15 protein-coding genes and 1 pseudogene are annotated in these 13791 nt (G+C 39.9%); 7 read left to right on the top strand and 9 right to left on the bottom strand.

What is annotated here, in order from left to right; genetic code table 11:
• Nucleotides 1–51: 51 nt before the first annotated feature.
• The 3 genes from ACX27_RS03130 (at nt 52) to ACX27_RS31490 (ending at nt 1473) form a co-directional block, all read left to right on the top strand.
• Entirely contained in the window at nt 52–261 is a 210-nt protein-coding gene (locus ACX27_RS03130) for a type II toxin-antitoxin system HicB family antitoxin (RefSeq protein WP_062288288.1), read from the top strand.
• Nucleotides 254–481 (top strand): type II toxin-antitoxin system HicA family toxin, encoded by a 228-nt coding sequence (locus ACX27_RS03135; protein ID WP_062288291.1) that lies wholly within the window; start codon nt 254–256, stop codon nt 479–481. Before ACX27_RS03130 ends, ACX27_RS03135 begins: the two co-directional genes overlap by 8 nt.
• 194 nt (nt 482–675) lie before the next feature.
• The gene (locus ACX27_RS31490) at nt 676–1473 is read left to right on the top strand and encodes a hypothetical protein (protein ID WP_062288294.1); all 798 of its coding nucleotides are present in this window, start codon (nt 676–678) and stop codon (nt 1471–1473) included.
• On the opposite strand, the gene ACX27_RS35980 is transcribed toward ACX27_RS31490, so the two are convergent.
• Nucleotides 1384–1644, bottom strand: coding sequence for a PIN domain-containing protein (locus tag ACX27_RS35980; RefSeq protein WP_470381958.1), 261 nt, complete (start codon nt 1642–1644; stop codon nt 1384–1386). The genes ACX27_RS31490 and ACX27_RS35980 overlap by 90 nt on opposite strands.
• A 57-nt stretch (nt 1645–1701) precedes the next feature.
• Here ACX27_RS35980 and ACX27_RS35580 point away from each other — a divergent pair, with 57 nt between their 5' ends.
• Nucleotides 1702–1878: a DUF6888 family protein gene (locus ACX27_RS35580; protein WP_418006690.1), complete on the top strand. Its 177-nt coding sequence runs from the start codon at nt 1702–1704 to the stop codon at nt 1876–1878.
• Nucleotides 1878–2102 (top strand): DUF6887 family protein, encoded by a 225-nt coding sequence (locus tag ACX27_RS03145; protein WP_062288297.1) that lies wholly within the window; start codon nt 1878–1880, stop codon nt 2100–2102. Before ACX27_RS35580 ends, ACX27_RS03145 begins: the two co-directional genes overlap by 1 nt.
• Nucleotides 2103–2163: 61 nt before the next feature.
• Here ACX27_RS03145 and ACX27_RS03150 read toward each other — a convergent pair whose 3' ends face one another.
• From ACX27_RS03150 to ACX27_RS03160, 3 genes are all read right to left on the bottom strand, one after another.
• Entirely contained in the window at nt 2164–3144 is a 981-nt protein-coding gene (locus ACX27_RS03150; RefSeq protein ID WP_062288300.1) for a hypothetical protein, read from the bottom strand.
• A gap of 151 nt (nt 3145–3295) precedes the next feature.
• Nucleotides 3296–4519 carry a site-specific DNA-methyltransferase gene (locus tag ACX27_RS03155; protein WP_062288303.1) on the bottom strand — a complete coding sequence of 408 codons (1224 nt, stop codon included), beginning with the start codon at nt 4517–4519 and terminating at the stop codon, nt 3296–3298.
• The gene (locus ACX27_RS03160) at nt 4485–5009 is read right to left on the bottom strand and encodes a DNA methyltransferase (protein WP_062288306.1); all 525 of its coding nucleotides are present in this window, start codon (nt 5007–5009) and stop codon (nt 4485–4487) included. The genes ACX27_RS03155 and ACX27_RS03160 overlap by 35 nt, the downstream gene beginning before the upstream one ends.
• A gap of 317 nt (nt 5010–5326) precedes the next feature.
• Between ACX27_RS03160 and ACX27_RS03165 the strand changes: the two genes are divergently transcribed.
• On the top strand, nt 5327–5551 hold the full coding sequence (locus ACX27_RS03165; protein WP_062288309.1) for an MbtH family protein: 225 nt from the start codon (nt 5327–5329) through the stop codon (nt 5549–5551).
• A gap of 98 nt (nt 5552–5649) precedes the next feature.
• Here ACX27_RS03165 and ACX27_RS35585 read toward each other — a convergent pair.
• The 5 genes and pseudogenes from ACX27_RS35585 to ACX27_RS03185 all read right to left on the bottom strand — a co-directional run.
• A pseudogene (locus ACX27_RS35585) lies at nt 5650–5980 on the bottom strand (GAF domain-containing protein); the annotation flags it as partial.
• A 37-nt stretch (nt 5981–6017) separates the two neighbouring features.
• Nucleotides 6018–6278: a hypothetical protein gene (locus ACX27_RS03170; protein WP_062288312.1), complete on the bottom strand. Its 261-nt coding sequence runs from the start codon at nt 6276–6278 to the stop codon at nt 6018–6020.
• 12 nt (nt 6279–6290) lie between these two features.
• Nucleotides 6291–8606 (bottom strand): heavy metal translocating P-type ATPase, encoded by a 2316-nt coding sequence (locus tag ACX27_RS03175; RefSeq protein WP_062288314.1) that lies wholly within the window; start codon nt 8604–8606, stop codon nt 6291–6293.
• Between the two features lie 351 nt (nt 8607–8957).
• Complete coding sequence (locus tag ACX27_RS03180) at nt 8958–10121, bottom strand: restriction endonuclease (protein WP_062288317.1); 1164 nt, start codon at nt 10119–10121, stop codon at nt 8958–8960.
• A gap of 203 nt (nt 10122–10324) precedes the next feature.
• A complete protein-coding gene (locus ACX27_RS03185) occupies nt 10325–10621 on the bottom strand; it encodes a DUF3288 family protein (RefSeq protein WP_062288320.1) in 297 nt (98 codons plus the stop codon).
• A 229-nt stretch (nt 10622–10850) separates the two neighbouring features.
• Here ACX27_RS03185 and ACX27_RS03190 point away from each other — a divergent pair, with 229 nt between their 5' ends.
• Nucleotides 10851–13292 (top strand): ATP-dependent Clp protease ATP-binding subunit, encoded by a 2442-nt coding sequence (locus ACX27_RS03190; RefSeq protein WP_062288323.1) that lies wholly within the window; start codon nt 10851–10853, stop codon nt 13290–13292.
• Nucleotides 13293–13791: the final 499 nt, after the last annotated feature.

Below are 13791 nucleotides of genomic sequence, written 5' to 3' on the forward strand. Positions count from 1 at the left end.
GGAAAAGGGTGATGTTATGCTAGACAGAAAAGGGTTTGGAACTAAAATCTAATGAAGACTCGTAGCTTTACAGTGATTCTTTACAAAGAAGATGATGTGTATATAGCTGAGTGTCCAGAAGTTGGCACGGTAGATCAAGGAGAGACAATTGAACAAGCGATCGCGGGTTTGAAAGAAGCGACGCAGCTCTACTTAGAAGAATTTCCCCTACCTGAAACATCTCCTAGATTTGTGACTAGCATTGAAGTCAGTTATGCCTAAGCTACCACGAATCTCAAGCAGAGAAGCAATTCGCGCCCTGGAGCGGTTAGGATTTGAGCAAGTTCGTCAAACAGGTAGTCATGTTGTGATGAAAAAGGCGATCGCAGAAGGTGAAATAGGCTGCGTTGTCCCTGTGCATCAGGAATTGAAGGTTGGTACTTTGAGCGGCATTCTTAAGCAAGCACAAGTTACAGTCGAAGAGTTTATTGATAACCTATGAGGTCTAACAACTGTGTTGTCTAGTAAGAGTCTTCTGGTGGACATAGGTAAAAAGTTAGGTTAATTACACAGTAATTTTTCCGAGTATTAGGTAATTGTATGAAAAATTTTTGTATACTAATGCAGTTATGCTGATTATATCCAAAATAATCTACTGAATAATTGCTTTTATCTTGCTGATAAGAAAGTAGCGTTATGAAACCATCCATACATAAACTCTGTCCTTATTGTTGCCAAGAGAAGCCGTACATTGAATTCAATAAAGAACACCTTCCAGCAAAATCTCTATATAAAAGAAGAGGTAAAAACGAGAACGCAGATGCTGCCATTATTGATGTATGCAAAACCTGCAATAATCAGAAGTCTATTTGGGACAACGAAATTCTTGCTCTTTACGGACACCCGACTAATCTGGAAGCAGCTATAAAAGCTCAACAAACGCTAAAAAATCCTAAAGCCATCTCAGATATCGATCTGCTTACGCTTGTGATGGCAAGATATGGAACACAAACTGGAAATTCATTAGGGAAGGCAGGAGGAATTAGATTAGATATATTATCACAGTGGATGTCATATGTAGCACGAGGTATTTACTATTTTTTTGAGAGAGAAGTCTTCAGGGGAATTGTTGATCCAAGACCTAACGTGTTGCCCTACAAAATAAATTCACTCGATGGTGAAGGTTGTAGAATTCACACAATTACTGAACTCTGTTCGATTGCGCTTATTAGTAAAGGACAAAATGTAAGCCTTTTAGCATCGGTAATACTCAGAATGCAGGATGGAGTGGGATGGAACACTTTTTCTTGTTTTATGCACAAAACAGAAGAACAAGCTCGTGCATTCTATGCAACCACACCAGATGCATCTTCTAAATTGACACAAAAACTAACAAGACCAAGGTCAATCTATGAAATTAGCAAATCTGGCGACACAATATCCTATCACGGTATAAAACGTGTAAAAAATAATGACGACACCAAAATCCAGTAGGGTGTGTTGATGAAATTTACCGCACCTGATATTTATTTGAATAAAAACTGGAATAATAATTTGATTGTAAAGTTTTTGCAGCAATTCTAACTGCTTGATATCTGCCAAGTTTGTAATTGGTGAAGTATCACTTACAACAATCATAATAACTGGAACTTTGTTGAGGGTCATTTACTCTCCAATTTTAAAGGAGTGTAGAATAAGCGGTGTGTGAAGTGAGTGCCTTGAATGCCAACAGATACCCAACTGAGAGGTTTATATCGACTTAGCTATTGGCTAACATATATTTTGCTTCAGCCCATACATCTTGTTTGCATTGATGAGCGCACAAATAACTTGTATATTTTGGCTGGAAACGCTGAAAATCTAGAGTTCCAGATTACACCAAACGGTGAGGTGTTTTGATGAGTCAGGTTAACTATGCTGCTATGTCTGATGAAGAATTGAGACGATACTTTCTACAACATCGTGATGACAAGCTGGCATTTCGGGCTTATCTTGATAGATTAAATGAGCATCCACACAAGATAATTACGACTGTAGACGATCCTGATTTTGATGCCAAAATTCAAGCAGCAATTATGGAGAAAATGCAAGCCGCAGATAATAACGGCGACGCAAAAGCTTAAGTTCAGTTTAGCTTTTGCAAGTCCGGTTATGAGGGATATGAATGACTTTTCAAATAACCTCTCAATCATTTTTGTGTCTTAGATATTGAGTCAGCAATCTAAAACAGTGGTCGTCGTTAACTCCTGGCAGCTTTTCTTGTAATGCGGCATAAGCATCTTGAGTCAGAAGGATGGGGTAGCCTATTTCAAAATCATCAGTGTCTGATGATATGATTTCACTTAATTGACCTACAACTCTCAAAATTGTTTCGCTAACAATTTTTGTATCTAGTGAACCCACTAGTCGCTCTAATTCTCTCTTGGTTGATTCTGTTAACCAAACTCTGATTAAACCAGTATTCAAAACTTCTCCAATCACAGTGAAGATGTAAAGATTGGGATCAATTGGAGATGGAATATCAAAGTAAGGTTGAATTTTAGCACCTGCTGATGTTGTGACAGAATATCTTTTCTTGCCAGTTTCTCTTTCATAAATCCATAAATTTTGACTTTGTTTCCTGGAACCGCCACCTGAAGGTTTCCATTCTGCATAGTAATCATCTGGATTAGGAATGAGCATTTCTTCTTCAAAATATAAAAACTGTCGTAAGCTTTCTTGCCACAGCAACCATCCAGTTCTCATATCAGGAATACCAGAAGATTGAGCTTGCTGACTCACTTTATTTCTCCGTTGATTGATCAGTTCACCATATTGTGTTAGGACATTACGCATAACTTGATTTGGATCTTGATCATCGACTGGAATTCGGATTGAGCGCGTAGCTGCGGGGTGCATTAAAGTTGTACCACAAGCATCTCTTAAATCAGGTTTTGATCGATAGCAAAGCATCTTATGTTCTACGCCCAGAAGATCATACATCACATCAATATTTAAATTAGACCACCCAGCCTTGGGGATTCCTTTTGCACGACAGTAAACATCTGCCCAATCTCCCTCTTCAAACTTTCGCCCCATCATATAAGCTACTTTAATAGCAAGATATGTCTGAGCATCTTCATATTCTTTTTGGGTAAAGGCTGGTAGTGTTCGAGGTCTGTGCATCTGTGTATTCTCTAACTTAATTTTATCGACGAGTTCTCGAAATGATTCAAAATTAATCGAAATTAAGCTATCTTTGATAGCTGTAGCTAACCACTTAGAATATAATCGTCGATAATCAAACTCAGGTTGACGTGCAACATGGAGAAAGCTTTTAGTAAAACTTTTTTTCTTGAGCCAAATATTTTTTGATAAATTTAATTATATTTTGCTGTACTATCTGGTCATTATTTTGATTTATCTGTATGTTTTTTTGTGGATATAATTGAATATTGTCAATTTTTTGACAATGCAATATTAAATCGTAGCCCACAGCATTATCTGACACAAACATCTTAAATGTGCCATGCTTTTTATCGAAAATTTGAGTTCCTTTAATTTCAAAACCTGCATCTGCTAAAGCTTTTTGAATTACCATCCATACTTTTTCCGATGAGTTATGAAATGCAACAGTTAACCAACTCTTATCTTTCAGTACTCGTTTAATCTCCATAAAAGCTTTAGTGAGAAGATTCTGATAATCTTCATAACTTTTACCTTGAACAGAATTGACGATCGCCTCTTCTGTATTATCCGTCCATTGTTGCAGCCAACTTTCCCAAATAAGATTCATTTCCGAATAATTAATGTTCGATCCAAACGGAGGGTCTGTGAACACATAATCAATAGATTTATTCGGTAATTGGCTAAGGCTACAGGCAGACTGGGTACTGACTTGAACAGTGCGAGGAATGTGAGCAGATTCTCGAAAATACCAACTAATTGTTGCAGCTTTTCTTTGAAAAGTTTGAAAAACATTTTGCTCATTCATGATAGTTGGGACATTAAAGTTAGCCGTATTACCACTACCACCCCAAAATCGAAACTCACTAAAAACTGTTACACGTTGGTATAAAGATGTTAATGTAAACAAAAGCTTTTCTCGAATTTCTTTATCTGGCCAATTAGATGCTTCATTCCAGAGAAATGCCATTGCATATAAAGCTCTATGGGTATAGCATTGGTCGATTGTATTAATACCAGCAGAGATGGGTTGACGGGTATTTACTCCGACTGGAATCTTATTTTGTGGGAACCAAAGATTTTCGGGAATTAATGAACTTTCTATTGAATCAATAAGATGATGATCAAAAGAGTCCAAAGGCACGCAACTTTCTTTTAGGCGATGTCCGCAACATTTGTAACCAATAGCTACAGGGTAACGTTGAGTTCGTTTGAGATTACGTTTTTTAAGTAAGGAATTACAGTGAGGACAGTTGAATTCTTTTTTGATTTTACTTTCTTTAACAGAAGGTTTCTCATCACGTCCAACATCCCAAAAAATAAATTCTTGCTGACAATGATTACAAATTAATCCGTAGCTCCAAACAGTATACAAAACATTTGCTTCTGAACCGCATTCTCGACAGTGAGTGGTATATAGCTTTTTTTTGTAATTGTGCTGCACGATTTAAAAGAGTGTTAACCGCATTGAGATAACGACCAGGATCAATAGGAGTATTAATGTTATAAGCAATAAAAGCTGCTGCTGGCGATAGATCAGATAATAAAGCTTTGCGTCCGAGTTCTGTTGCTGCTACTCCAGTCATACCTGAACCACAAAAAGGATCTAAGACGACATCGCCAGGATTTGTATAATGTTCAATTAAAGGTTTAATTCCTTGTGGTGGAACTTTAGTATGATATGTATGAGCGTCATAAACATAAGAATTTTTACCAGCCGTGATATCCTTTGAGAATGGTTCATCTATTGTTTTAGGTTGTTTATTAAGATTAATTAGCTCTGAAAAATGAGGATTTAATATGAAACTGAAATTGGCATTGTGATGATAATTAGTTAACTCTAAATTTATTTGTGAGTTTTCCATAAGTTATGGTTAGATGTATAGCAGTATCTTTATCAAAGCTAGATGCTAGTGTATCGATAAATGTAACTTTTTAATAAGGTGTTGACGTAATTGTATATGAAGGATAGCAGATATATCTAAAAAAGATATTTTGCTTGGTTTCAGTCATCTAAAAATACGGCAGAATAAAGGTCTTTACTATGACAATTTATTTGATAATTGTAACTTTTCTTAATAGTTAATTTTCTTAAGTGTCTTAACTGTCCTTGCGTTTCTGTTAAGAAAGATAGAATATGTAGTCATCATTTCTTACAAAAAAAAACAAAAGGAAAACACTTATGGCTATAGATAGAGAAACTGAAGATACAACAATTTACAAAGTTGTAGTTAATCATGAAGAGCAATATTCCATCTGGCCAGCTGATAGAGAAAATCCTTTAGGCTGGAGAGATGCGGGTAAAACAGGTATTAAGGCAGAGTGTTTGGAATATATTAAAGAGGTATGGGTAGACATGAGACCTTTGAGCTTGCGTAAGAAAATGGAAGAAATGGGCTACCAGTGAGTCCAGTATGGTGCGTTACATTTCATTAACGCACCTGATTTCTATGGGTTCTTATAAAGGTAACTGAATGATAAACTCAGTCCTTTTGCCTAGATGAGAATTGCTTGTTGAGCTTGCCGATAAAGTCTGGCATTTTCTAATGCGATCGCTGCTTGGAAAGAAAGTAAATTAATTACTTGTAGCTGCTCGTTAGTAAATACACCACTTGTGAGTTTATTTACTAAATATAAAATTCCCTTGGTTAATAATTGGTGTACATAATATACTTTTTGGTTGATGTTCTAGCAAATATTGATCCATCACTCCCGGAATATCTGTTTGACAGTTATTAATCACAACAGTTTCTTGAGTATTCTTGACATAATTGATAATTCTTCTAGGTACAGCTTGACAAATATTGAGTAATTGTGGTTTGAGAATAGTTTGTATTTAATTTTGGGGATGGACATTGATTTATTCAGTGTAATCACTTAGTTAGTTTACTGTGAACGCGATCGCTCGATATCTTAGGCTTGCTCAACAAAAACCACCAGATTTCTAAACTAATTAATGCCAAACCAATTCCTGTGACTGCACCTTTAATTAAAAGTGGTTGCTCAATGCGGCGGAACTGAGTGTTTGGTGGTTCTGTTGAGTTAGGGATTTGGGCGCTCGCTACACCGCAAGCTAAACTCAACATCAATCCGCAACTAACGAGATTACTAATAATTGCCTTGCTAGTCCACATATTTACTTCTCCTTAGCCAATTACTTTGGCTCGAAAGTTACGCAAACGCAGCGCATTAGTGACTACAGAAACTGAACTAAAAGCCATTGCTGCACCTGCAATGATTGGGTTGAGCAACCACCCAAAGATCGGAAACAGAATTCCAGCAGCGATGGGAATACCCGCGACGTTGTAGATAAACGCGAAGAATAAATTTTGGCGAATATTACGCATTGTGGCGCGGCTGAGTTGAATTGCTGTCACGATGGCTTGCAAATCACCAGAGATTAGGGTGATGTCACTAGCTGCGATCGCTACATCTGTACCAGTACCAATGGCAATTCCCACATCGGCTTGAGCTAAGGCTGGTGCATCATTAATCCCATCACCAACCATCGCTACAATTGAGTGCTGAGTGCTGAGTGCTGAGTAATTCTCTCTCGTCCCCTTCGTCCCCCTTCTCCCTTCCCCTTGCAACAACTTAATTGCTTCTACCTTCTGTTCAGGGCGAACTTCTGCTAATACTCTTGTAATACCAACTTCACGGGCAATACTTTCGGCGGTGTGGCGATTATCACCTGTGAGCATCACAACTTCTAAACCGAGTTTTTGCAAGGCTCGCACAGCTTGAGGTGAAGTCGGTTTAATCGCATCAGCAATCCCCATCAATCCTTGGATTTCACCATCTACTGCTAACCAAACTACTGTTTTACCTAAGTATTCTAAGCGTTCTTGATTTGGTTGCAAGTCTGCGGTGATAATATCTAACTCTTTCATCCAGCGTTGTGTACCAATTTGCACCAGACGATTTGCAACGATACCCTGCACACCACTACCAGCTACAGCGGCGAAATCTCGAACATCTGCAAGGGTTACATTTTGAGATTGAGCATATCTCACCACTGCTTCTGCTAGTGGGTGTTCAGAATTGCGTTCTACAGAGGCGGCTAGTTGTATTAACTGTATTTCGTTCCCATTAGCCGTACCGTTAACTGTGACAAAATCTGTAACTGTCGGTTTACCTTGGGTAATTGTGCCTGTTTTGTCTAAGACAATTGTTTGAATTTGGTGGGCTAATTCTAAACTTTCTGCACCTTTAATTAAAATGCCGTTTTCTGCACCTTTACCTGTGCCTACCATAACTGAGGTTGGTGTGGCTAAACCCAAGGCACAAGGACAAGCAATAATTAATACTCCGACTGTGGTAATCAACGCCAAGGTGATATTACCTGTGATGTTGAACCAGATAATAAAGGTGAGAATAGCGATCGCAATTACCGCCGGTACAAACCAGCCTGTAACTTGGTCTGCTAATCTTTGAATGGGCGCTTTTGATCCTTGCGCCTGCTGTACTAATTGGACAATCTGCGCCAATACCGTATCTTTTCCTACTCTTGTCGCCCGAAATTGGAAACTACCAGTTTTATTGATGGTTGCGCCAATAACTTCATCTCCTGGTTGCTTTTTCACAGGAACACTTTCGCCAGTCACCATCGCTTCATCAACTGTAGATTTCCCGTCAATTACTTCACCATCAACCGGAATTTTCTCCCCAGGGCGCACCAGCACCACATCACCAATCTGTACTTGTGCGATCGGTACATCTATTTCTCGTCCATTGCGAATCAACCGCGCAGTTTTTGCCTGTAAACCAATCAACTTACGGATGGCTTCGGAAGTTTGCCCTTTGGCACGATTTTCAAATAACCGCCCTAATAAAATTAAGGTGATTACAATCGCCGCAGTTTCGTAATATATATCTGGCATCAATCCCTGAGTAATGAAAAAGTTGGGAAAGATTGTGGCGAATAGGGAATAAAAATATGCTGCACTCGTACCCAACGCTATTAAAGTATCCATTGTGGCAGTATGACGCTGGAAAGCTTTCCAAGCATTGAGATAAAAACTTTTACCGCACCAAAACTGTACAGGAGTAGTCAGGACTAATTGCAACCAAGGGTTATGCAACCATACAGGAATGAAAGGTAAGTGCAACCCTGTCATCATTGGCAATGAACCAATCAGTAGTAAAGTGCCAATTATTCCCCCTACTATTACCTTTCGCTGCAAATCACGGAATGTTTGCTGGCGATGTCTTTTTTCTTCGTCATCTTCACCCGCCATCAAATTTTGTTCTTGCAAGGGATAGGCAGAATAGCCAGCCGCATCCACTGCATTTTGGATGGCTAGTAAATTTGTTGTTCTGGAATCATAATTAACTGTTGCCTGTTCTGCGCCAAAATTCACACTACATTCATTTACACCAGGGACAGCACTAATAGCATCTTCAATATTTTTGGCACAGGAGGCGCAACTCATCCCGCGCAGCTTCAATGTGGCATTCTCCATTTGACTCACCCCAATAGCTAACGACTATCTTCATCTTGAAGCCTCTAGTCAACTGGAGAGTCAAGGGGTTGTTGGCAGTATTTTTATGAGTGCGGGAGGTGGGAGTTTTGCTTTTTTGAGTTTGTTTTGTTCCACCAACATACTTTTCTCAGTAATTAGGAGTTACACAAAAGTATGAAAAATGAACCACTCCAGACGCAGAGAGAAGTTGTGTACGCGGGTTCCCCACGCCCTTGCAAACTTCGGGAGTTCACGTAGAAATGAGAGTTTGAGATAGTTTTTGCGTAATTCCTATTAATTATGCAGCGATGTTTATACAAGTTATGAAAGATGGCGATTATAAGGCTTGCATTACACGTCTTCAAACAGTAAATCAGAAAGCATTGATGGAGCTAACCAAATTCCAGATTCGGACTTAATATAGGTACGACAGAGAGAAATTATCTTTTTGTCAACACCAAGTTTTATTGATTGTCGCTCAACTTCTGTCAAAGCCGCAAAAGCATCACTACTATATCCATAGGTTGCTAAATATAATCCTCCATCTCTATTCTCACGTGCAACAACATTAATAAAATTACTGATATATCTTTTGCCAACACGTTGACCTGAGCGCCAATGTTTAACTTCTACCAGATAACTACATTTATCACCCTTAACAATGCACTCTAAAACTAAATCTTTTCCACCATCCTTACTTGAAGGAGTAAGAGTTACATCAAAACCTAAACCTTGAAATACTGCTGCAAGCATTCTTTCCATATCCCGCCATTCTATATCTTCTAGCCCTCTTGGATCATTTGCAATAAGACGAGCAAGTTGCTTAGACAGATTAGTGATAGCAGCAACAATCGGAGAATGTTTAGTTCCTCGTTCTAATTCAGGAAATGTTACGTCTATCCAATCCCAAAGCTCTGGGTAAGTTACATTTGGATAGGCTTTGTGAATTGAAGTTAGAACTCTTCTTTTTAGTTTACTCCTAGCTTCTGAAGCTCCTGTAAGCCCTTCTACTTGTGCTAAGTGATATTCGTAATCAGAAAGAACGTGAAGCAAGGCATTGACAGTGATTCGATGTAAAAATTCAGGTTCAAGTGTTCTGAAATCTTGATAAATTAGTTTCTCAAACTTCCCCCGATTTGACCAAAGATTATTATAGTTTTCAACAGCAAATTTAAATAGTTGCTCTTCAGAATATTTCGGAACTTCAATGGCTAATGAATCAACCCACTCAATTAACAATGATCGCCGTTGTTGGTGCTGTTCAATAGCACGCTTCTTTAAGCTTTCACGCCGACAATCATGCTTGGTTTTCCAGGCTATAAATTCTGGATTTTGTTCAGACGCACAGACCATTGCCATACGCCACAATTGCATTGGAGATCCTGAACTATAATGAGGGTTTTTTCGGGTTTCTTCCGGTGAGCCTAAAAACATTTTTATTGCACCATCTGTCCAACCACGTTCCTTAATAGCAGCTTTAGTTAGCCACTCCTCTTTAGTCAATTTACTACTCATTCTTCAACTCACAAAGAAATACCTCAATATTTTAGTACAAATGTTTTACTAGTAAATAGCCTGTCAAGGTCGACGCATTTTGACTTTTGTTAACGCTAAACGGATATCCTAATGACAAGTAGTAGCAATGTCACTCTGGGAAAATTCGCCTCTTGTTTGTGTACCATCACCTCATTTGTCGCCACTGTCTTCCAACTTCAGCCCTAATTCCAATCTTGTTCTTCTTTCTTACCGCGACTTTTGTAAATCCCCCCTACGTCGTGGATTTGGCGGGTTTTAGCGAAAAGTTCTGATTCGGTTAACCCCCATTGTTGCAAAACTTTATCTAGGTCTTTTTGGATGTCCCGTGCGCCGGGAAAGCCTTGATAACGGATGCGTAACCGGGCTAATTCTGCCAAATGATAGTCTGTTGCTTCTTGAGCGAGTAAAATATCAATAAGGGGGCGATCGCGGTTGTAAAGTGGATGTTGTTGGTCTTTACTTCCGTGCTGTTCTGCCATAGTTTATACCTTTAGTCGGATTCTTAATTCATTCTGCGTCTAGAGTTGAGATTCCTCCCATCGCCAGATAATAAAAGATGAGGGCAAACACACCTTAACTCATACGGCTCTCACCACTGCCAGTCAATCATAAGTAAAGATACATTGTCTTTAAGAAAATACAAAAAGTTTTAACGAGGGTGAACCTCAATCACCCCAAGTCCAAGCAGCAAGGGAGCAAGAACCCGCTATGTTTGAACACTTCACTTCCGAAGCCATTAAAGTTATCATGTTAGCTCAGGAGGAAGCACGTCGTCTGGGACACAACTTCGTAGGAACTGAACAAATTCTCCTGGGTTTAATTGGAGAAGGAACGGGAGTTGCTGCCAAAGTGCTGAGTGAGTTGGGCGTTACCCTCAAAGAAGCACGACGCGAAGTTGAAAAAATTATTGGTAGAGGTTCTGGCTTTGTACCGCCAGAAATTCCTTTTACACCGAAAGTCAAAAACCTCTTCGAGCAATCGTTTAAAGAAGCTCATAGTCTAGGACATAACTACATCAACACTGAACACTTACTTTTAGGTTTAACTGAAGCGGGTGAAGGTGTGGCAGCGAAAGTATTGCAAAATCTGGGGGTTGACCTCAGACTGATCCGCACTACCGTCTTACGTCGTTTGGGTGAAGATACCAATGTGGCTGTAGGTGGTAGTAGTCCCCGCCGCAACCAACCAGCACTTACCCTAGAAGAGTTCGGCAGAAATCTCAGCAAACTCGCCCAAGAAGGCAAGCTAGACCCTGTAGTTGGTCGGGAAAAAGAAATTGAGCGTGCCATTCAAATTCTCGGTCGCCGCACGAAAAATAATCCTGTGTTGATTGGTGAACCAGGAGTTGGTAAAACTGCGATCGCAGAAGGTTTAGCACAACGCATTGCTAACCAAGATGTTCCTGAACTGTTGTTGAATAAACAAGTAATTAGCCTCGATATGGGCTTATTAGTGGCAGGAACTCGCTTCCGTGGTGATTTTGAAGAACGCCTGAAAAAAATCATGGACGAAATCCGCTCTGTCGGTAACATCGTCCTCGTAATTGATGAAATTCATACCCTTGTGGGTGCTGGTGGCACAGAAGGCGGCTTAGATGCAGCCAATATCCTCAAACCAGCTTTAGCACGAGGTGAACTCCAATGTATCGGCGCAACCACCCTGGATGAATACCGCAAGCACATCGAACGTGATGCCGCTTTAGAACGCCGTTTTCAACCAATTTTGGTTGGTGAACCTTCTGTGGAAGAAACCATCCAAATTCTTTACGGCTTGCGCGGTGCTTACGAACAACATCACAAAGTCGAAATTTCCGATGCGGCGGTATTAGCAGCAGCGCAGTTGTCAGATCGTTATATTAGCGATCGCTTCCTGCCCGATAAAGCCATAGACTTAATTGACGAAGCTGGTTCTCGTGTCCGGTTGCGGAACTCACAAATCTCCAGCAACAAAGAACTCAAGCGTCAATTGACCAGCGTCACCAAAGCGAAGCATGAAGCCGTCAGAGTTCAAGACTTCGACAAAGCCGGCGAACTGCGCGACCAAGAATTAGAACTGGAAGCGCAAATTCACCAAGAGCAAGATATTCCTCAACCCATTGTTGACGAAGAAGACATTGCTCAAATCGTCGCCTCTTGGACTGGTGTCCCAGTCAACAAACTCACCGAATCTGAGTCAGAATTGCTGTTACACCTGGAAGACACCCTGCATCAACGCTTAATCGGTCAAGAACAAGCAGTTACCTCTGTATCTCGCGCTATCCGCCGAGCTAGAGTCGGGTTAAAAAATCCCAATCGTCCCATTGCCAGTTTCATCTTCTCCGGCCCCACAGGCGTTGGTAAAACAGAATTAGCCAAAGCCTTAGCAGCTTACTTCTTCGGTGCAGAAGAAGCGATGATTCGCTTAGATATGTCCGAATTTATGGAAAGTCATACCGTATCTAAGCTAATTGGTTCGCCTCCAGGTTATGTCGGCTACGATGAAGGCGGACAACTAACCGAAGCCGTGCGGCGCAGACCTTACACAGTGCTGCTGTTCGACGAAATCGAAAAAGCACACCCCGATGTCTTCAACATGCTGCTGCAAATCTTAGATGACGGTCATCTGACTGATGCCAAAGGTCGGAAAGTTGACTTCAAGAACACCTTGATTATCCTGACTTCTAACATCGGTTCTAAGGTGATTGAAAAAGGTGGCGGTGGTTTAGGTTTTGAATTTGATAATCAAGCCGAAGCCAGCTATCACCGCATCCGCAACTTAGTCAATGAGGAACTCAAAACTTACTTCCGTCCAGAATTCCTCAACCGAGTTGACGAGATTATTGTCTTCACTCAACTAAGTAAAGATGAAGTCAAGCACATTGCTGACATTATGCTGCGCGAGGTTGCTAATCGCTTGACAGAAAAAGGTATCACCTTGCAAGTGACAGAAGCATTTAAAGAATTGGTCGTCAATGAAGGTTATAACCCCAGCTATGGTGCTAGACCTTTACGTAGGGCAATTATGCGCCTGTTAGAAGATTCTCTAGCGGAAGCACTACTATCTGGCGAAATTAGCAATGGCGACACAGCAATTGTCGATGTCGATGATGACGGCCAAGTGAAAGTTCGCAAATCAGATACACGAGAGTTACTGTTGGCAAACGCTCGTTAATCTTTCTCATATCATAGTTTGACACTCAAAAATCCCTTGGTAAATCAACCAGGGGATTTTTGCGTTGGATACTAACTGAGTCAAAATTAAAAATAATACTCTAGATTCTCTTAGGGAGTATTGTCATAGTATATGCTAGGATACAGCCGAAATTACGTTTAATTTACTTACTTGTGTGTATAACATCATTCCGCATAAACCATAGCTTTTGAATTGTATTTTGATACATTCAGAATAATTTGCCACTATTTCCAAATCAGGGCGTTTTATTCAAGTTCATAAAACTGGCATATTCTCAAAATATTTAAGCCAAGATTTTGTGTATAAGTTGAAATCATAACATTCATAAGAATTCAGGAGCCAGAATCCAGGAGTCCGAATCTTGGCAGATTCAGTAAAATTATTCTGTGTCAATCAATGAATCATTCTGAATTGCGTTTAAATTCTGGCTTTTAAGTGCTGACTTTTTATTAACATTCTTTTTTTACAAGCCAAAAAT

Source organism: Nostoc piscinale CENA21, assembly GCF_001298445.1.
Classification (GTDB): domain Bacteria; phylum Cyanobacteriota; class Cyanobacteriia; order Cyanobacteriales; family Nostocaceae; genus Nostoc_B; species Nostoc_B piscinale_A.

Excerpts from the sequence above, each read along its gene's own strand:
- ACX27_RS03130 (WP_062288288.1), top strand. The coding sequence starts at position 52 with ATGAAGACTCGTAGCTTTACAGTGATTCTTTACAAAGAAGATGATGTG.
- ACX27_RS03135 (WP_062288291.1), top strand. The coding sequence starts at position 254 with ATGCCTAAGCTACCACGAATCTCAAGCAGAGAAGCAATTCGCGCCCTG.
- ACX27_RS31490 (WP_062288294.1), top strand. The coding sequence starts at position 676 with ATGAAACCATCCATACATAAACTCTGTCCTTATTGTTGCCAAGAGAAG.
- ACX27_RS35980 (WP_470381958.1), bottom strand. The coding sequence starts at position 1,644 with ATGACCCTCAACAAAGTTCCAGTTATTATGATTGTTGTAAGTGATACT.
- ACX27_RS35580 (WP_418006690.1), top strand. The coding sequence starts at position 1,702 with ATGCCAACAGATACCCAACTGAGAGGTTTATATCGACTTAGCTATTGG.
- ACX27_RS03145 (WP_062288297.1), top strand. The coding sequence starts at position 1,878 with ATGAGTCAGGTTAACTATGCTGCTATGTCTGATGAAGAATTGAGACGA.
- ACX27_RS03150 (WP_062288300.1), bottom strand. The coding sequence starts at position 3,144 with ATGCACAGACCTCGAACACTACCAGCCTTTACCCAAAAAGAATATGAA.
- ACX27_RS03160 (WP_062288306.1), bottom strand. The coding sequence starts at position 5,009 with ATGGAAAACTCACAAATAAATTTAGAGTTAACTAATTATCATCACAAT.
- ACX27_RS03165 (WP_062288309.1), top strand. The coding sequence starts at position 5,327 with ATGGCTATAGATAGAGAAACTGAAGATACAACAATTTACAAAGTTGTA.
- ACX27_RS03170 (WP_062288312.1), bottom strand. The coding sequence starts at position 6,278 with ATGTGGACTAGCAAGGCAATTATTAGTAATCTCGTTAGTTGCGGATTG.
- ACX27_RS03175 (WP_062288314.1), bottom strand. The coding sequence starts at position 8,606 with ATGGAGAATGCCACATTGAAGCTGCGCGGGATGAGTTGCGCCTCCTGT.
- ACX27_RS03180 (WP_062288317.1), bottom strand. The coding sequence starts at position 10,121 with ATGAGTAGTAAATTGACTAAAGAGGAGTGGCTAACTAAAGCTGCTATT.
- ACX27_RS03185 (WP_062288320.1), bottom strand. The coding sequence starts at position 10,621 with ATGGCAGAACAGCACGGAAGTAAAGACCAACAACATCCACTTTACAAC.
- ACX27_RS03190 (WP_062288323.1), top strand. The coding sequence starts at position 10,851 with ATGTTTGAACACTTCACTTCCGAAGCCATTAAAGTTATCATGTTAGCT.